The following is an 18,155-nucleotide window of genomic DNA, read 5'->3' on the forward strand; positions in this document are numbered from 1 at the left end:
CAGACCCGTTATCTATATAAATGAGATCCTAAATCTTATTTCAAACTATTAGATCTTTGATTTATCGGAAGATGAAGAGGAGCTTGAGTCAGATTTAGAGCCAGAATCTGTTGATTTGTTTCCTTTACGGGTTTCCGCACCATTTGCTGAATACTCATTTACAAAAATTGATTTACGCAATTCAATAAAGTTTTCGTCATTGAGAATATAGCGACCCTCTTTTGTCTTCGTCAACTCCATTGTAAACTCACGTGGCGCAATGTAGCCAAAGTCTTCATTCATACGGTCAAAAGCGTAATAGAAGAGGAAGTTATTTACCAAAGCCAAACGCTTCTCCAGATCTGGATCCGTTGAGTCTTCCAAGGCTTTTACATCTTCAACCCCATTTTCAAAAAGACTCGCTTTAGTCATATTGATTAGATTGGCCAAATCACGTGTTGCAATCGCACGGCTCTTAAATGTTACAGTTGCAGTTTCTCCATCGTCTTCAACTTTAGTAATTTCAAAATTATCGCCAACCGTAGCTAAGACTTTAAAACGTGCTTGGTCAAATAACTCCAAGATTTTTGATGGAGGGAATTTTTCTGTCTTTAAGTCAAGCGTGTAGTTTTCTTCTGGCGTATATTTAGACAGGTTTTCATCAACGTAAGACTGAGTAATACCTTTCTTCCATTTGTCAACAGAAGTTCCCATCAAGGTCGTGAAACCTGAAGAATGATCTGTAAAGACTGCACGCAAGATAATATCTGCGTCTTTTTCAATCCGCTTTTCATTGGTTTCTTTTTCTGATGTAGAAGATGAAGATTGCTCTGTCTTCACGTTTTCAGCGTTCTTCTTCTGTGGTTTTGGCAGGGCCGAACATGCTCCCAACAAAAGAATACAAGCAGGCAATACGCCAAATTTCATCAATTTTTTCTATTTTTTCTCCTTTATTTATGTAAGAGTATAACCATTATACCAAAATATTATCAATTTGTTACAGTATTTGCTCGTATCGTAATAAAAATGTAATATTTTGAGATTCCTTAAAGAGCTAGAAATTTAAGAAAGGGCAAGTTTTTCTCTAACAACCTAATTTTTCGAGAACAGCCTGATAGTTTTCTTGGACTTGATCCAGTCCAACCAGCACTTCTTGGCGAGTCGCATTATTCTTCACAGTGACTTGGCCGCTCTCGATTTCACTTTCACCTAAAGTAATGATGGTCTTGGCTCCAAAAGCATCTGCTGACTTGAACTGAGCCTTGAGCTTGCGATTCAGATAATCCCGTTCAGCCGCAAATCCTTGATTGCGGAGAGCCTGCACCAGCTCCAAAGCGCTGCGATTAGCAGCCTCACCTAGAACGGCAATATAGGCATCCAAGCCTGTCTCAAATGGCAAAGCTGCTCCCTGTTTTTCCAAAATCAAGAGGAGACGCTCCATTCCCATACCAAAACCAAAGGCAGGGGTTTCTGGTCCACCGAAATAGTCAACCAAGCCATCATAACGGCCACCCGCACAGATAGTCAGTTCGCTGCCTGCCACATCAGTCGTAAACTCAAAAATCGTGTGATTGTAGTAGTCCAGACCGCGCACCATATTGGTGTTAATGACATAAGGAACCCCTAAAGACTCTAGCATTGAGCGGACAGCCGCAAAATGCTCCTGGCTCTCCTCGTCCAGGAAGTCCAAAATCGAAGGAGCCTGCTCAACAGCTGCTTTATCTTCTTTTTCCTTAGAATCCAGTACCCGCAGCGGATTTTCCTCCAGACGACGCTGGCTATCCTTAGAAAGACTGTCTTTCAGCGGAGTCAAATAATCAATCAAGGCCTGACGGTAGGCAGCTCGACTCGCTGCATTGCCCAAACTATTCAGTTGCAGCGTCACCTGTCCAATACCAATTTCCTTGAAGAACTGAGCCGCCATAGCAATCGTTTCTGCATCTGTCGCTGGATTTTCGGAGCCGAAGCACTCCACCCCGATTTGGTGAAATTCACGCAAGCGACCAGCCTGAGGCCGCTCATAGCGGAACATAGATCCCATATAATAAAGCTTAACTGGCTTTTGAACCTCTGGTGCAAAGAGCTTGTTTTCGACATAAGAACGAACGACCGGTGCAGTCCCTTCTGGCCGTAGCGTAATATGACGGTCTCCCTTATCGTAGAAATCATACATTTCCTTGGTCACGATATCTGTCGTATCTCCAACAGAACGACTGATGACCTCATAGTGCTCAAAAATCGGTGTCCGAATTTCCGCATAGTTGTATTTTTTAAACGTCTTACGAGCAAATTCCTCCAGATACTGCCATTTAGCAGATTCCTGAGGGAGGATATCCTGAGTTCCTTTAGGTTTTTGTAATTTCATTTTCTAATCCTCTGCAACTATATAATATCTATTATTTTACCATAAATCAGATATTTTGAGGAGTTAGAGCAAAAAAATTCCCTCCGAGAGACTAAATCCGTTTTCATTCGCCAGAATTTCTTGAAAAATTGTCAGAATTATGAGAAAATAAGACCACTATTCTATAAAGGAAGAAGGACTGAAGATGAGAGACGATATCAAAATCAATGACCGAGCAGCAGCTATCCAAGAAGAATTCATTAAGAAACTCGAAACGATTTACGATCCAGAAGTCGAGCTCGATGTCTACAATCTCGGGCTCATCTATGAAATCAATCTGGACGAAACGGGCCACTGCAAGATTGTCATGACCTTCACAGACACAGCCTGCGACTGTACCGAGACAGTTCCTATTGAAATTGTCGAGTCCCTGAAGCAAATCGAAGGCATCGAAACTGTCTCCGTTGAAGTCACTTGGTCGCCCGCGTGGAAAATCACCCGCATCAGTCGCTTTGGACGGATTGCGTTAGGGATTAGTCCTAGATAAAAAGATGCCTTGTTCATCTGCATTAAATAAATAGTAAACCCGCTAGAAAAACTAGCGGGTTCTTTTGTCATATATAGGCTATTTCTTCCCTGTTTCTTCTGGTTTCCAGAAGTCGGTAACAGCACCTTTAGCGGCAGAAGATACCATGTGGGCATATTTACCAAGTACACCGCGGCTATAAAGCGGTGGAATGGTTGTTTCTGCCTTGCGTTTTTCAAGTTCTTCTTCAGAAACTGCCATGGAAATTTCCTTGGTGTCTTGGTCAACCGTGACTATATCGCCTGTACGAAGGTAGGCAATCGGACCGCCATCCTGAGCTTCTGGAGCAATATGTCCGACAACGAGACCGTAGGTACCACCTGAGAAGCGGCCGTCTGTCAGAAGGGCCACCTTGTCTCCTTGGCCTTTCCCGACGATGATAGAAGAAAGTGACAACATTTCTGGCATACCAGGGCCACCCTTTGGACCAACATAGCGAACTACAACTACATCGCCATCCACTACTTCATCGGCCAACACTGCATCAATAGCAGCTTCTTCTGAGTCAAAGACCTTGGCTGGTCCTACGTGACGACGAACTTTAACACCTGATACCTTGGCAACAGCGCCGTCTGGAGCCAGATTCCCATGCAGGATAATCAGTGGTCCATCCGCACGTTTTGGATTTTCAAGCGGCATGATGACTTTTTGACCTGGTGTCAGATCTGCAAAATCTGCCAGATTTTCCGCGACTGTCTTACCTGTACAAGTGATGCGTTCACCGTGCAAGAATCCATTAGCCAAGAGATATTTCATGACGGCAGGCACACCACCGACATTGTATAGGTCTTGGAAGACATACTGACCGGATGGTTTCAAATCCGCCAAATGCGGCACGCGCTCTTGAATGACATTGAAATCATCCAAGGTCAGCTCCACATTAGCCGCATGAGCAATGGCCAACAAGTGCAGAGTGGCATTGGTAGAACCACCCAGAGCCATGGTCACTGTGATGGCATCTTCAAAGGCTTCGCGAGTCAGAATGTCAGACGGCTTAAGCCCCATTTCCAGCATCCGAACAACTGCTCGGCCAGCTTCCACGATATCGTCTCTTTTATCTTGGGATTCTGCTGGGTGAGAAGAAGAACCAGGCAAGCTCATACCTAGAACTTCAATAGCTGTCGCCATAGTATTAGCCGTGTACATACCACCACAGCCACCAGGGCCAGGGCAGGCATTACATTCGATACGGCGCACTTCCTCAGCAGTCAAATCGCCATGGTTCCACTTCCCGATACCTTCAAAGACAGAAACCAAGTCAATGTCTTTCCCGTCAAGATTTCCCGGTGCAATGGTTCCTCCATAAGCGAAAATAGCTGGGATATCCATGTTAGCGATAGCAATCATGGAGCCAGGCATGTTCTTGTCACAGCCGCCGATAGCGACGAAGGCATCCACATTATGTCCGCCCATGGCAGCTTCGATAGAGTCTGCGATGATGTCACGTGAAGTCAGAGAGAAGCGCATACCCGGTGTTCCCATAGCAATCCCGTCCGCAACCGTAATCGTACCGAACTGAACAGGCCAAGCACCTTGTTCCTTCACTCCTTCTTTGGCCAGTTTCCCAAAATCATGCAGGTGAATATTACAAGGCGTATTTTCAGCCCAAGTCGAAATCACTCCGACAATCGGAGTCTCAAAGTCCTTGTCCGTCATCCCTGTCGCACGAAGCATGGCGCGGTTAGGGGATTTGACCATACTGTCATAAATCTTACTTCTGTGGCGTGTATCTAGCTTATCTGTCATATCTTTCCCTTTCATTGCAGTTATCTTTGTGCTTTATTATACCACACTTAGGCTCTATTGGACAGAAGAAAATTTTTAAATTTTCAGAATTTTTCAAAAAATGAATTTTCCTCAAAAATCCTAAGCAATTAAAACATATCAGCTTAATTCCTGAAACAAATTCTCCTAAAAATAGTAAAACTCTAAAAAGCACTAAAAGTACGAACCAATTTACCCCCACGGATATCCAACACAATCACCTCAGAATTCCCGCCTATACCGCTACCAGAACGCTCTTTCAAATCATAGCCTACTAGGTAATAACCATCCCAAAAATGACTGTAGTCTAACTTTTTAAGCTTCTGGAAAAAGACTCCGGGGTACTTATCTATAGCTTTCTCATCATCATGTAAATCATCAACCAATAGCTCATAGTTCACTCGAAGCTGCAGAGTATGTTTTTGCAGATAAGACTCAATATCAACATTATAATAACCATTGAGAGGTAGGCCTTTCTGCCTGTTCTTTTGGAAATCCTGAACTAGCTCTGCCTGCCCAGCATCCAGCATTTCTAAGGTTATTTGATTGTCATCCTGATGAAGCACTTCCATTGTTTCACCTGAAATTTCTTTTAAAGTCAAATCCTCATCTTCTAGCTTCTTGAAGACCGACTTCATTTTCTTAAACTGCTTCTGAACATAAGGCTGCTGCCACATGGCTTCCAACTGAATGCTATCATCTAAGCCTGTCTCAGTTTCCTCAGGTACGGGACTTAATCTTGAAGCTTCGTATTGCTTGGTTGTCGGATCATAATCCACGTTATCTGAGAAGGTCAAAAGTCTTCCATCAATCTTTTCTTCATAGCTAAAGTCCATGCTCTCCCCATAGCCGGCAGGCCTATCGTAGTTTTTTACCGTCACTTTCCCCTTGTATCCCATGCTTTTGAAATCCGCAGTCAAATGATTTTCTACATCTTTCATAATTTGATAATCACGAAAACTTTTCACTCCCCAAAAGATTAAAACAATACACATGATCCCCAGCCAGAATAGACTAAGTAATTTTAATGCTGCTTTCATAGTTCGCCTCCTTGGTTCTTATTATAGCATACGGAAAAACCCGTTTCTTTTAAAAAAACCTAGGCAGAAAAGATTTTAAAAAATTCTGTCAAGTAACTTTACTTTACAAAAAAGTTTTGTTATACTGTTAAAGTTGATGAAAATCATGAGATTGCATCGAATTACATTCTAAAAGGAGAAACAAACAATGGCAGTACCTGCACGTCGCACTTCAAAAGCGAAGAAAAACAAACGTCGTACACACTACAAAGTAACAGCTCCATCTGTAAACTTTGACGAAACTACTGGAGATTACTCACGTTCTCACCGTGTATCACTTAAAGGATACTACAAAGGACGTAAAATCGCTAAAGCTGCAGCAGCTGAATAATAGAAGGGAGATACCATGCGCGTAAATATTACACTTGAACACAAAGAATCTGGTGAACGCTTGTACCTTACTTCTAAAAACAAACGTAACACTCCAGACCGTCTTCAATTGAAGAAATACTCACCAAAACTTCGCAAACACGTTGTGTTTACAGAAGTGAAATAAGGGTTCACTACGAATCAATACAGAAGAAAAACGCTGAGTTTTAGCGTTTTTTCTTTTTGTTTAATTCAGTACACCGCAATATATATCATTCAAATCACTACCTTTTTCACTATCTTTTATGAAATAAGGAACTGATAGTCTTCTATAAAAGCAATACCATTATCAAGAAAAAGCTTTTTAAACGCTTTCTCACTCAACTTCCCTAAGTACATGTATTTTGGGGCTTCATCTGTACCACCATCATGAAAATCATGCCCTCTAGAAGTGTAATCATGTGATTCCTCAGCATAATTTCTTGTTTCTTCTTTCATCCAATCTTCAATTTTAACAATTAATATGTTGACATAATATTTTATTATTAATATCGTTATTTTCCATTTTGACAAACTAAAAGTTTTCTTTAAACTCTTTAGCTTGTGTTCTTTTTTCGTTAATCAAATCTATTAAAACCATATAAACTTGATCATCCATTTCTAAAAGAGAGTGCAAAAGTAGACTTTTCAGAAATTCAGTTGAGATTCTTTCATTTTCACTTAGTTCTTGTGTATCAGCAATTGATTTAAAATACACTATCATATCACTTTTTGAAAAAGTTTGATTGAACTTAGCTAAGGTATCAATCATACTATTTAATACAGATATTCTTGCAATTTCCGAATAAGACTCGTTTAATTTGTAAACTTCTTCGTAAAAAAATTTCAACTTTTGGTATTGTAAATGTGTGATATCTAATTCCGACTCTGATTTTAAAAAAATATTTGTCACTAAATCCGACGATTTTACATAAATCTTGCAACTTAAATATTTTGATAAATTTATATAATTGAAGTAAGGATTTATTACACCTTGATTCTCTTGTGTTCCCACGGTCGTACTTTTTGAATGATTACATCTATAGCAAGTTGGTACTAAATTTAAAGGGGTCACAGCAAACTGTGGATATTTCGATTCTGGTAATATATGATCAAGAGTATGTGAAGCATATCCCCACTCGGCATCACAAATCGGACAACTTCTAGGAGTTAATTTATATAATTCTTTTCTAAATTTTGAGTCTTTATCATAAAACTTTTTATATAATCCCTTCATCACAACTTTGTCTATTCCATTTACATTGTCCAACACAGAGGAACTACTTAAATTATGAAGCTTATCACCATATTGAATATATTTATTTTCATAAGTACAAAAAATAGGTAATAACTCATTCTTATTATGAACCTGTAAAATTATTGCTCCGTTATTCGATGGATTATTTTGCATATAACGCAACGCCTCACACAAAACCTCATTAACTCCAAAATTTGGTTCATTATTAATCTTTTGCACTCTTAGCCTCTTCAATCTGTCTAATTAATAGAGCCTCACTCCCCAAAATTCCTTCAATACTTTCAAAATTAAATTCTGAATCCACAACCGCATCTATTATGTATTTATAAAAACCAGTGTTCCTTAAATCCATACCGAAAATTGTATCGTTTATAAAACTACTATTTTCTCCAAAAGTTTTAAAATTAATTTTTTCAAGGATACTTCTGTTTCCAATCTCATCATTTCGTTGCACATACCATACATTTGTATGAGGAATTTCCTGTAAAACAATCGCAGAATGTGTAGCAAAAAGGCACACTCCATTTTTTTCTTCAACAATTTCATCTATAGCCCTAATATATGCTTTTAACAATGGTGGATGTAAAAACAATTCTGGTTCGTCAATAATCACCAATGTCCTCTCCGAAACATTAGTGATTAAGTTCAATAGATTCAATAATATGATTTTTTGACCTGAACTCAGTCTCTTAATACTATCTAAGGGGAGCTCCTGCTCATCAACTAATTCATTAAGTGTTGAAAACCAATAATCAAATTCAAATTTTTGCAAAATATCTTTTAGTTGCGTTCGATATCTTTTTCCAGCTTCTCTAAACAATCTAAATATATTTGCCGCAATTTCATCACTTAAATCCGAATCAATACTATAATTTAATCCAATAAATTTGTAATATTCGCTATTTTCACTAGTTCTTGGGGGAAAATCTGAATCAAATGGACTATATGATATAAATATCAAATTTCTAAACTGTTCTGATTCAGTTTCCAAATTGACCTCATCTCCTGCAAGGTTTTTAGCAGTTGATTTTTCAGAAAGATATATTTCCGTAACTTCTTTCAATAATTGTGTTTTACCAGAACCATTCCTCCCTACAATTGTGTATAAAGACGATGGAAAAAAATCATCTGGATTGATATTAAAATTTATTAGTTCTTGGTTATCCTCATCCTTAAAACTTACTTGATATTCTTCTTTGTAGCTTCCGCCCAACGTCATCCGATGAAATTGATTTTTTACTTCATTAAAATTATTATTTCTAAAAAAAGAATCTCTAATCAGGTCTCTCGGCCCAAAAGCTCCCATTCGTACATAGTTAAGATCTTGATATAAGGAAGTCAGTTCTGATGTATCATATGCTAAATCTCCAAGCAACATATAAAAATTTTTTCTATCTTCCTCATAAAAAATATCATTAATAAATCTATAATACTCGATATTTCCTAATGAAATAACTTTTAAAGTAATTGTGCCAGCTTTTAACCTGTCAAAAGGAATCAACTCATCTTTGTATGGATAGTAGCTTACATTAATTGATCCCAAATAATTTATCTTGTTATCAAAATAAGCTACAACTTGATATGAAGTCCTAAACCCAAAATCATTCCAGTTATCTTTTGCAAAATAGAAGCCCTCCATACTATCGATACTAAATTCACTGTCGGCCATCGGCCAGCTTCTTGTAAAAAAATTAACCTTACTAAATTCTCTTCTGTCCAATTTCAATATCCTTATTTAAACCAATTAATTTCTCTATGCTATATTCTTTAATTATAAACAATAATATGAACCTAAAAAAGTATTCTATAAAATACAAATGTTAGATCATCATCCTTTGTTGCATGTACGACATTTCCTTATCAAATATGATAAATCTTCTATATATAGCTCTAAGCACTTTTTTCAAATCGGTCCCCTATCATACATTTTCTTTTATGTACTCTTTTAAAAAAATTCTCAGATTAGTTAGTCCTCACTAAAATGTTTTTTCCGTTCTTCCATAAAAGCAATCAGTTCTTTCCGAAAAATTACTTTTTCATCATCAGTAAGACCTTCTGAGTTTTTACGGAATAGAATTTCAATATCTTCTAATTCTTTATTGGTCATTTCTTCTTCAGAATTACCAACCAAATAATCAATTGTAACATTCAAGACCTGAGCAAGCTTGACAAGATTTTCTTGTGTGGGTTTTTTAGTACCACGTTCCCAAGAAGCATAGGCTGGTTGCGAAATTCCTAGTTTTTCAGCTATTTCAACTTGGGTCAATCTAGCTTGTTTTCGTGATTCTTTTAAGCGTTCTGAGAATCCCATAATATTTCCTCAAAAAATTTAAATTTTTTCAAATAATCTCTCGAAAAATATAGCTAATAGTTATATTGGTTTTAAAAATAATAACGCCAATCAACTTAGGCATTAAGATCATTGAAAATTGAATAAAAAAGCGCGTCTGACAACCAGAGGACTGACTATCAAACTATACTAAACTTCATATCTTTATTGTAATCTATTTGATAAGTAAAGTCAAGTCCGTTTACGGTTGAAGTTGGGATATAAAGCAAAAAATGTATATTTTTGTGGGCCTACACGCATTTCGGACTTTAGCACTTTTCCGAATAGTAAAGTGAACTGGCTTCGCCAAAAGACGTAAGAGAATCTTAAGGGCATGACAATGACTACCTGATGAGATTGGCTGGGCAAGCGATGGGAATTGATACAATGCACCTTGCTAAACGTCACCACCGTGGAAGGTCTCCTTCCAACCAAATAACTTTTCTTTACTGCTGTCTATCTAATATCTGTCAAAGAAGTAGCATCTTCAGAAGAAGTATTTTTAAATATTATTGCAGATGGCACTGCTATGGGATTTGGAGTTAGTGAAGAAGAAGTTAAACAATTTAACAATAATTTAGGAACTACTGTAGTAGATGCTAAAAATAATAAATTGATTGGGATAGAATTCTTCACTTTTTCTGATGATGGCAAGGGATTTACAGTAGCAAATTTTGATTACGGCAAAAAAGAGTTTAACGAACAGAAAAAAGGTAAAAAAGAGTTCTATAAAAAACTATACGAAGCGTTTAAAAAATAATTTATGATGACACGACAAACGCATAAAGAGAAAAGTTCCAATAAATTTTTGAAATACAAAAGATTTGAAAGATTAATTCCATATTTTTCTGAAAGACGCTTTAAGCTGATTCCTTGTTTCCTTAGTTCATAGATTTGAACTTTAGCTTCATAACGCAATTTCATTATAAAACACCCCAATGTTAGATTTTTTCTGTCCAACTTTTCGGGGTCAGTTCATTTCGAGCGTTTTTTTCTTTTTCTTGAATTCAATACATTGCAATATAAATCAATCGAATGACTACATTTTTGACTACATTTATTTGAAATGAGAATATCGATTCGGACAATCAAAAGTAAGAGGAGCTTCATTACGAGGCTCCTCTTTTTTCTATGCTCACTCCAACATGCTATTTTATTATTGTATTATAATAAAACAGCATGTGAGTTAATTGATTCAGCTTTATTCAACTCGACAAGCTGAAATCTGTTTACTTACGGTATGCCTCTAGTTTAGATTCATACTTTTTTAAAAGTTCCCGTGAGTAAGCTTTTTCATGTATCGAGTTTCTAACTTCTTTCCAGAGAATAGCTGCAACTTTTAACTTATTAGAATAACAATCACTCAATTCATCTAAACAAAAGTCTTTTAGAAACTGATTCCATTGGCAAGCCGAACTATCATACTTGGCATAATCTGACTCACCATAATATATTTTAATCATATCTTGAATAGTGAATGTTATATCTTTATCCCTTTTTACTTTTCGCCAAGCCGTTGCCATATCAGCACTAAATTTAAAGGGACCAATCCCTGTTACGGCTGAAAAATAATCTCGAAATTTTTGGTTAAAAGAAAAACCACAGTTAAGTAACGGAGTCTCTAAAGTTATCACTTCGACTTGACTTTTGTTTCCTTTACTCAAAAATTTTTCTACTCTATTTCCCCTAAAATATTGTTCGATAATATAGTTCAATTCTTGCTTCGTGCATCTATACTCTAATCCAAGAGACTTACAAATTTGTGAAAGTTCTTCTCGATACCAATAGTATCTATTAAATTCTTCAAATGATTTTATATCTCCAAAATCAGGTCTTTTTTCTTTCATATGCACACCTTAATAAATTCAAATTTGTCATACAATCAATCTACTTGCCAACTTGTCAACCTGTCTTAATCTCTTTACTTTCTAATTTCCAGCTATCAAACTCAATTTTAATCAACCAAAAATCTATCCGAAGTTTTTATGATATGTGCTGTTTCTTTGACGTCCAAATCATCTGTATACAGCAAATGATTTTTCTCAATATTTTTAGTTAAAAACTCATTTCTTGACTGGATAGATAAATCGCCTGTTCTTTCAATTTCTTCTCTAGAAGAATCTCGGTCTCTAAGCGTTTCTTCTTCTGCTAGCAAGACACAGTATTTTAAGTTTATCTGTTTTGCCTTTAAGAACTCCGCAATTTTCTTAAGTTGTTCCTCAAATATGACGTATTCTATGATGACTGTAATGCCTCGGGCCATGAAATTATTGGTCAGACTGATGACATTATCCCAAAACAAGTCCATGTAATAACCATCATCCTCCCAAGGTGCTACTAGGCCGCTTTTAATCATTAAGTAGATCATGTCGCCTTCTATCACCGCACTTTTGTCAAAAGAGTAAGCTAATTCTTTGCTGACCGTGCTTTTTCCAACACCTGGAGGTCCAGAAACAATATAAACACAATTTTCCAACCTAATACCTCTATCAATTCTAACGGTTCTGATAATAACTGCTCATATTATATCATTATTTCTATCGACTTCAAATCCTTCAAAAAGAGTGTGAAAATGGGTAAAATTTGGAAAAAAGTTCTCAGAAAGCAGCAAGAAAACCCTTTCTTTTGGAAATTTTCATTTTAATGCAATAAATTTTGACAGATGGTCTGATAGCCTTTATAATAGTATTATTATTAGAATTAGGGAGAGTATGTCCATGCCAAGCAATGAAGAGAACAAAGGTATGTTGCGTAATTTTTTAGGGGGCTTTAAGCGTCTTATAAAAGGAGAAGAGCAAGAGGAAGAATCGTCTGCTTCCAATAATAATCAAGGAAGCACCCCGCAGGTCAATATGACCCAAGAAGATAGAGAGAATTTCCTCATTGAGAAAGCTTTGGAATCTATCCAATACTACGACCGCTTAGATGTTATGAATATCGGCGGAGAAGAAGATCCAGACGAATCTCAAGCTGTAGAAAGTGAATCTAGTCTGGCTCAAGAAAAAGTGACAGTCAAGGGTCCATCAACTAGCGAGGCAGATTCTGCTGAAACAAGCCTCTCAACAGCGGTAGATTCTCGGAAAAAGCGGGGCTTGAAGAGCGCTGCAGACTCAATATCCTTATCATTGAGTATTGAAAGCAAAAAAGCGTCTCGGAGCTTATCCGTCTCCAAATCACAAACACAAAGTTTGGCAGTTGGCCAATCTGACAGCAAGGAAGCTGATACTTCTTCCAGCTTATCGGTGGCTGAGTCGATTGCACAAAGTTATGCCATCGAACAATCGATCTTTGAAGAAAATAGAGCATCGTTAAGCCTATCTATTTTTGAGTCGGTATCGCAAAGCATGGCCGCTGAAGAGTCTATCAGTTCAGATAACGAAGCATCGCTTAGCCTGTCCGTAGCTGAGTCTATTTCACAAAGTATCGCGATTCAAGAATCAATCAGCGCGGAAACAGAAGCATCGCTTAGCCTGTCCGTAGCTGAATCTATTTCTCAAAGTATAGCCATCCAAGAATCAATCAGTGCAGAAACGGAAGCATCGCTTAGCCTGTCCGTAGCTGAATCTATTTCGCAAAGCATCGCGATCCAAGAATCGATCAGCGCGAAAGCGGAAGCATCTCTTAGCCTGTCGGTGGCGGAATCTATTTCTCAAAGTATAGCCATCCAAGAATCAATCAGTGCAGAAACGGAAGCATCGCTTAGCCTGTCCGTAGCTGAATCTATTTCTCAAAGCATTGCCGTCCAAGAATCAATCAGCGCGAAAGCGGAAGCTTCTCTGAGCCTGTCGGTGGCGGAATCTATTTCTCAAAGCATCGCCATTCAAGAATCAATCAGCGCGGAAACGGAAGCTTCTCTGAGCCTGTCTGTAGCTGAGTCTGTTTCCCAAAGCATCGCCATCCAAGAATCAATCAGCGCAGAAACGGAAGCTTCTCTGAGCCTGTCCGTAGCCGAGTCTATTTCGCAAAGCATTGCGATCCAAGAATCGATCAGTGCAGAAATGGAAGCTTCTCTGAGCCTGTCGGTGGCAGAGTCTGTTTCCCAAAGCATTGCCATCCAAGAATCGATCAGCGCAGAAATCGAAGCGTCTACCAGCTTGTCCGTAGCTGAATCTATTTCTCAAAGCATTGCCATCCAAGAATCGATCAGCGCAGAAATCGAAGCGTCTACCAGCTTGTCCGTAGCTGAATCTATTTCTCAAAGCATTGCCATCCAAGAATCGATCAGCGCAGAAATCGAAGCGTCTACCAGCTTGTCCGTAGCAGAGTCTATTTCGCAAAGCATCGCGATTCAAGAATCAATCAGCGCGGAAATCGAAGCGTCTACTAGTCTATCTGTAGCTGAGTCTATTTCTCAAAGCATCGCGATCCAAGAATCAATCAGTGCAGAAACGGAAGCATCCCTTAGCCTGTCTGTGGCCGAGTCTATTTCTCAAAGCATTGCCATCCAAGAATCGATCAGCGCGGAAACGGAAGCATCTCTTAGCTTGTCTGTGGCGGAAGCCATTTCTCAAAGCATTGCCATCCAAGAATCGATCAGCGTAGAAAGCGAAGCGTCTACTAGCTTGTCTGTGGCCGAGTCTGTCTCGCAAAACATCGCCATCCAAGAATCAATCAGTGCAGAGAACGAAGCGTCCACTAGCTTGACTGTCGAGGAAGCTGAAGTCTTAGATAGAGCTATTGAACAGTCTATTATCACGGAAAACGAAGTGTCTACTAGCTTATCTATCGTAGAGTCTGAAGCACTAAGTAAAGCGATCGAGTTATCAATTAGCGCAGAAAATGAAGCGTCCATCAGCCTATCTGTAGCGGAATCTGAAGCCTTAAGTCGGGCAATTGAACAGTCTATCAGTGCTGAAAACCAGGCATCGCTAAGCTTATCTATTACAGAAAATGAAATACAAAGTATCGCGATTGAACAATCTATCAGCCTAGAAAATGAAGTGTCTTCTAATCTATCTATGGCAGAAGCTGAAGCGAAAAGCGTGGCCATTGAGCAATCTATCAGCTTAGAAAAAGAAGCATCTACGAGCCTATCTATCGCTGAATCACAATCACAATACACAGCGATAGAACAATCCCGCAACTTGGAACAAGAATATTCATACAGTCTGGCAGCTGCGGAATCTAGAGCCAAAAGAGATACTATTGAGCAATCTATCAGCCTAGAGCAAGAACAGTCATTCAGCCTATCTATCGCTGAATCCAAGGTACAAAGCAAAGCCATTGAGAAATCACTCAGCATAGAACAGGATCATTCATTCAGCATTTACCTTGCCCAATCTGAAGCCCAAAGTAAGATCATTGAGCAGTCTATCAGCCTAGAGCAAGAACAGTCACGCAGCCTGTCTATTGCTGAATCACAATCACAAAGTATCGCCATTGAGCAATCAATGAGCGTGGAAAGAGAGCGTTCAATCAGTCTATCTATCGCTGAATCGCAATCACAAAGAATGATCATTGAACAATCAATCAGTGCAGAGAGAGCCCATTCGATCAGTCTGTCTGCTGCCGTATATCAATCGCAAAGCATGGCTTCTGAGTTCACTACTGTCACACAGAATTTATCAACCTTGGCCATGATTACTAAGAGACATAAAAAATAAGCTCAGAACAAACAGCGAATGAATACTGAAAGGAACTAATATGATTAGAAATATTCTATCAAGTAATGGTAAAAGTCTAGGAATCACCGACATTCTACCCCAGTATGGTGAAGACTATCGTCTCTCTGTCATGGACGGAACAGTTGACTATCGAACAATCCCCCTAGGAGCCTACGATTTGTTCAAACAAGGCTCCAGTAAACAGGATTATCTGGCAGACATTGAAAAAATTAAAACAATGGGCTTCAATACCTACCAGTTAGCCTTTTCATGGACTCGCCTCTTTCCGACTGGAGAAGAGCGGAGACCCGATGCTAAGGTCCTTGCCTTCTATGAGTCAATTATCGATGCACTTCTCGAAAATGACATCGAACCAATTGTAAGCCTGTCTCATTTTGACTTCCCGCTTCATTTGTATGAAAAATACGGAGCATGGAAAAGTCGGCAAATGATTGCTATGTATGAAAAGTATTGTGAAGCCGTTTTGACCCACTTTAAAGAAAAAGTCACTTACTGGATTACCTTTAAAGAAATGAGCGCTCTGTCTTATTTGCCATTCTTGGGCGCTGGGCTACACTTTGACAGCACAGAAAATCAAGAACAACAAATTTGGCTGGCTGCCCACCATCAGCTCATCGCATCCGCAAATGTGGTTAAGCTCGGTCAAACCATCAATCCAACCTTCCAATTTGGTAGTTTGATTACCATCAATAGTGATTCCCACCAAGAAAATCACTCAGCTACCGATGCCTTAGGCCATGAGCTGAACAGACGCAAAAACTACATTTTTACAGATGTGCAGACCAAGGGCCACTATCCAAACCACTTCCTTCGCTACATTGAGCGAAATCAGCTGGATCTGGGCATTACGGAAGAGGATGTCTTCGCCTTAAGAGAAGGAGTCGTGGACTTCATCGCCTTCTCACACTATGCGGCAGAAAATATCCAAGATTTGTTTACCAGCAAATATGTCCGCAAAAATGTAGAAACTTGCCTTGCACAACCTGTCCTTCTTCGGATTGCCATGTCTGAGCTATACGAGCGCTACCACAAGCCTCTGTTGGTCATTGAGACTTGTTCTGAAGTTTCTGACCATCCGCAATTAGCTAAGAACATTCAAGACAACGTTCAAGAAATTATTAAATCCGTTGAAATTGACGGGATTGAGTTGCTTGGCTACACGCCATTTAGCTGGAGCGATGTAAACATCTAGGATTCAGCCCCAAGTTCAAAACATAGAAAAAATCTCCCTGCAAAAGTGGACAGCCACTTATGGGGAGATTTTTGATGTTTTAAAATAGAAAGCAAAGCCTTAATCTTTTCCTTTGCTATCTCTAAAAATCCGATAGCTGGTCTCAGCGACAGGCAGGCCGATGATGGTGTGCATATCGCCTGTAATTGAGCGGATAAAGCGAGGATCCAGCTCCTGAAAACCGTAAGCACCAGCCTTATCCAGCGGACGCTTGTCATGCAGATAGGCCTCGATGACAGGCTCTAATTCTGGGTAATAATCTACAAAGTCCACCTGAGCCACGGTGTAAAAAACTTCTAAAAAACCCTGCATACGTAGGCAGACCGAAGTCACTACATGGTGGCTCTTGCCAAAGTAAGAGCGAAACATCCGACTAGCTTCGGCTAAATCCTGTGGTTTATTGTAAATCTGACCATCCACTACGACGATGGTATCAGCTGAAATATAAAGGGTTTCAGCTTCCAAGTCCAAATCGGACTTGGCCTTGGAAATCTCACAACAAATCTTGGCTGCCTTGGTCAGAAAATCCTGTTCATCGATGGTTGCCATGCAATGCTCTTCGATAGCTCGCTCGTCCACTTCTACAGACTGAATATCTGGATTCAAAAAACTCAGCAATTCCTTGCGTCTGGGCGACGTAGATAGGAGTACAAAGCGACGAATCCTTCCTTTTTCACCTTCCCTTTGGTAGTCAAAAACCGTCTTCATAATTGTCCTCCTATGTCCTTTAATTGAAAGAGCTCTTCCACCCGCAAATCAAAAACCTGAGCGATTTTTAAAGCCATCTCTAGCGAGGGATTGTAGCGGTTATTTTCCAAGTGTAAGATTGTCTCGCGTCGCATGCCGATGCGGTCAGCCAATTCCTGCTGGGTCATGCCTCTGGTTTCACGGACAGATTTGAGTTTGGTGATAATATTGCTTTCCTTGGCCATTTTTAACCCCTCTTTCAAATAAAAAGAAGACAAAGCCAAAGAGCAAAATCAAGACACCAATCATAATGAAGAATATTCCGGCATTGACTGTGATGGAACCTACATTAGCGCTAAGCCCTGCAAGCACCAGTAAAATTGCTATACAAATAGCAAACATCAAAGTCGCTGCTTTTGCTAGATTGGCATAAAAGCGCTCGTCTGCTTTCTCATTGACCTTTTTTAAGGCAAAAAATAAAAGAAAGAGAAGCTGGATAGCGAGGAGCCCTCCCAAGGCAATGTACTTTATAATGGACGGATTGGTGCTCGGAGTCCACAACCAAATTCCGACAGTATAGATAGAGGTTGCCGTAAGATTCAACAGATTATAAAATTTCATAGTCAGATCATAGACCTGCTTTTCTTGAATCTCTTTCATCTTCTTAGACCATGGTTTCATGTGAAACCAAGACCAGATGCTTATAAGCTGACCTATACTTACCAAACCGACAATCATCCACTTGGCTGACCAGCTGAGATTGCTGGGAGCAAGGAAAACAGTAAAATCAATAAAGAGAGCGGTGGCGACTAAAATGAGGCCACCCATTTTTTGACTTTTTTTCATGATAGACTCCTTTCGTAGTGTTAGAAATATTTAACACTCTTTATGTTATAAATATATCACATATAAGAATAAAAGACAAG

Annotated in this window: 18 protein-coding genes and 1 pseudogene; 6 read left to right on the forward strand and 13 right to left on the reverse strand. The window is 39.1% G+C overall.

Going from position 1 to position 18,155, the window contains the following annotated elements:
• Positions 1 to 48 precede the first annotated feature (48 nt).
• Together I872_RS10230 and hisS are read right to left on the reverse strand one after the other, a co-directional pair.
• Complete coding sequence (locus I872_RS10230) at positions 49 to 906, reverse strand: hypothetical protein (protein ID WP_015606016.1); 858 nt, start codon at positions 904 to 906, stop codon at positions 49 to 51.
• A gap of 157 nt (positions 907 to 1,063) precedes the next feature.
• Positions 1,064 to 2,344 (reverse strand): histidine--tRNA ligase, encoded by a 1,281-nt coding sequence (hisS, locus tag I872_RS10235; protein ID WP_015606017.1) that lies wholly within the window; start codon positions 2,342 to 2,344, stop codon positions 1,064 to 1,066.
• A 184-nt stretch (positions 2,345 to 2,528) separates the two neighbouring features.
• On the opposite strand from hisS, the gene I872_RS10240 reads away from it, so the two are divergent.
• Complete coding sequence (locus I872_RS10240) at positions 2,529 to 2,870, forward strand: metal-sulfur cluster assembly factor (protein WP_015606018.1); 342 nt, start codon at positions 2,529 to 2,531, stop codon at positions 2,868 to 2,870.
• A 78-nt stretch (positions 2,871 to 2,948) separates the two neighbouring features.
• Here the strand turns inward: I872_RS10240 and ilvD are convergent, their stop codons facing one another.
• Positions 2,949 to 4,670 (reverse strand): dihydroxy-acid dehydratase, encoded by a 1,722-nt coding sequence (ilvD, locus tag I872_RS10245; RefSeq protein ID WP_015606019.1) that lies wholly within the window; start codon positions 4,668 to 4,670, stop codon positions 2,949 to 2,951.
• 167 nt (positions 4,671 to 4,837) lie between these two features.
• Positions 4,838 to 5,713 carry a hypothetical protein gene (locus I872_RS10250; RefSeq protein WP_015606020.1) on the reverse strand — a complete coding sequence of 292 codons (876 nt, stop codon included), beginning with the start codon at positions 5,711 to 5,713 and terminating at the stop codon, positions 4,838 to 4,840.
• Between the two features lie 187 nt (positions 5,714 to 5,900).
• Between I872_RS10250 and rpmF the strand changes: the two genes are divergently transcribed.
• Entirely contained in the window at positions 5,901 to 6,083 is a 183-nt protein-coding gene (rpmF, locus tag I872_RS10255; protein ID WP_000290416.1) for a 50S ribosomal protein L32, read from the forward strand.
• Positions 6,084 to 6,098: 15 nt separating this feature from the next.
• The gene (rpmG, locus tag I872_RS11225; protein WP_001265622.1) at positions 6,099 to 6,248 is read left to right on the forward strand and encodes a 50S ribosomal protein L33; all 150 of its coding nucleotides are present in this window, start codon (positions 6,099 to 6,101) and stop codon (positions 6,246 to 6,248) included.
• A 116-nt stretch (positions 6,249 to 6,364) separates the two neighbouring features.
• Here rpmG and I872_RS10260 read toward each other — a convergent pair whose 3' ends face one another.
• From I872_RS10260 to I872_RS10275, 4 genes are all read right to left on the reverse strand, one after another.
• On the reverse strand, positions 6,365 to 6,559 hold the full coding sequence (locus I872_RS10260; RefSeq protein ID WP_145980505.1) for a hypothetical protein: 195 nt from the start codon (positions 6,557 to 6,559) through the stop codon (positions 6,365 to 6,367).
• Positions 6,560 to 6,635: 76 nt separating this feature from the next.
• Positions 6,636 to 7,577 carry an HNH endonuclease gene (locus tag I872_RS10265; protein WP_015606022.1) on the reverse strand — a complete coding sequence of 314 codons (942 nt, stop codon included), beginning with the start codon at positions 7,575 to 7,577 and terminating at the stop codon, positions 6,636 to 6,638.
• Positions 7,564 to 9,078 (reverse strand): AAA family ATPase, encoded by a 1,515-nt coding sequence (locus tag I872_RS10270; RefSeq protein ID WP_145980506.1) that lies wholly within the window; start codon positions 9,076 to 9,078, stop codon positions 7,564 to 7,566. Before I872_RS10270 ends, I872_RS10265 begins: the two co-directional genes overlap by 14 nt.
• 246 nt (positions 9,079 to 9,324) lie before the next feature.
• Positions 9,325 to 9,669, reverse strand: coding sequence for a helix-turn-helix domain-containing protein (locus tag I872_RS10275; protein WP_015606024.1), 345 nt, complete (start codon positions 9,667 to 9,669; stop codon positions 9,325 to 9,327).
• Positions 9,670 to 10,138: 469 nt separating this feature from the next.
• Here I872_RS10275 and I872_RS10280 point away from each other — a divergent pair.
• Positions 10,139 to 10,447, forward strand: a pseudogene (locus I872_RS10280) (hypothetical protein); the annotation flags it as partial.
• Positions 10,448 to 10,916: 469 nt separating this feature from the next.
• On the opposite strand, the gene I872_RS10285 reads toward I872_RS10280, so the two are convergent.
• Complete coding sequence (locus I872_RS10285; protein ID WP_015606027.1) at positions 10,917 to 11,534, reverse strand: SAP domain-containing protein; 618 nt, start codon at positions 11,532 to 11,534, stop codon at positions 10,917 to 10,919.
• A gap of 107 nt (positions 11,535 to 11,641) precedes the next feature.
• Complete coding sequence (locus I872_RS10290) at positions 11,642 to 12,163, reverse strand: AAA family ATPase (RefSeq protein WP_015606028.1); 522 nt, start codon at positions 12,161 to 12,163, stop codon at positions 11,642 to 11,644.
• A 241-nt stretch (positions 12,164 to 12,404) separates the two neighbouring features.
• Between I872_RS10290 and I872_RS10295 the strand changes: the two genes are divergently transcribed.
• Both I872_RS10295 and I872_RS10300 read left to right on the forward strand, forming a co-directional pair.
• Positions 12,405 to 15,290, forward strand: coding sequence for a serine-rich family protein (locus I872_RS10295; RefSeq protein ID WP_015606029.1), 2,886 nt, complete (start codon positions 12,405 to 12,407; stop codon positions 15,288 to 15,290).
• 40 nt (positions 15,291 to 15,330) lie between these two features.
• Positions 15,331 to 16,503 carry a family 1 glycosylhydrolase gene (locus I872_RS10300; RefSeq protein WP_015606030.1) on the forward strand — a complete coding sequence of 391 codons (1,173 nt, stop codon included), beginning with the start codon at positions 15,331 to 15,333 and terminating at the stop codon, positions 16,501 to 16,503.
• 99 nt (positions 16,504 to 16,602) lie between these two features.
• Here the strand turns inward: I872_RS10300 and I872_RS10305 are convergent, their stop codons facing one another.
• The 3 genes from I872_RS10305 to I872_RS10315 are packed head-to-tail and all read right to left on the reverse strand — an operon-like array spanning position 16,603 to position 18,075.
• Positions 16,603 to 17,250 carry a Maf family protein gene (locus I872_RS10305; RefSeq protein ID WP_015606031.1) on the reverse strand — a complete coding sequence of 216 codons (648 nt, stop codon included), beginning with the start codon at positions 17,248 to 17,250 and terminating at the stop codon, positions 16,603 to 16,605.
• Positions 17,247 to 17,474, reverse strand: a complete 228-nt coding sequence (locus tag I872_RS10310; protein ID WP_015606032.1) for a helix-turn-helix transcriptional regulator — start codon at positions 17,472 to 17,474, stop codon at positions 17,247 to 17,249. The genes I872_RS10305 and I872_RS10310 overlap by 4 nt, the downstream gene beginning before the upstream one ends.
• Positions 17,428 to 18,075, reverse strand: a complete 648-nt coding sequence (locus I872_RS10315; protein WP_015606033.1) for a DUF3796 domain-containing protein — start codon at positions 18,073 to 18,075, stop codon at positions 17,428 to 17,430. Before I872_RS10315 ends, I872_RS10310 begins: the two co-directional genes overlap by 47 nt.
• Between the last annotated feature and the right edge of the window lie 80 nt (positions 18,076 to 18,155).

It is taken from the genome of Streptococcus cristatus AS 1.3089, from assembly GCF_000385925.1.
GTDB lineage: Bacteria > Bacillota > Bacilli > Lactobacillales > Streptococcaceae > Streptococcus > Streptococcus cristatus_B.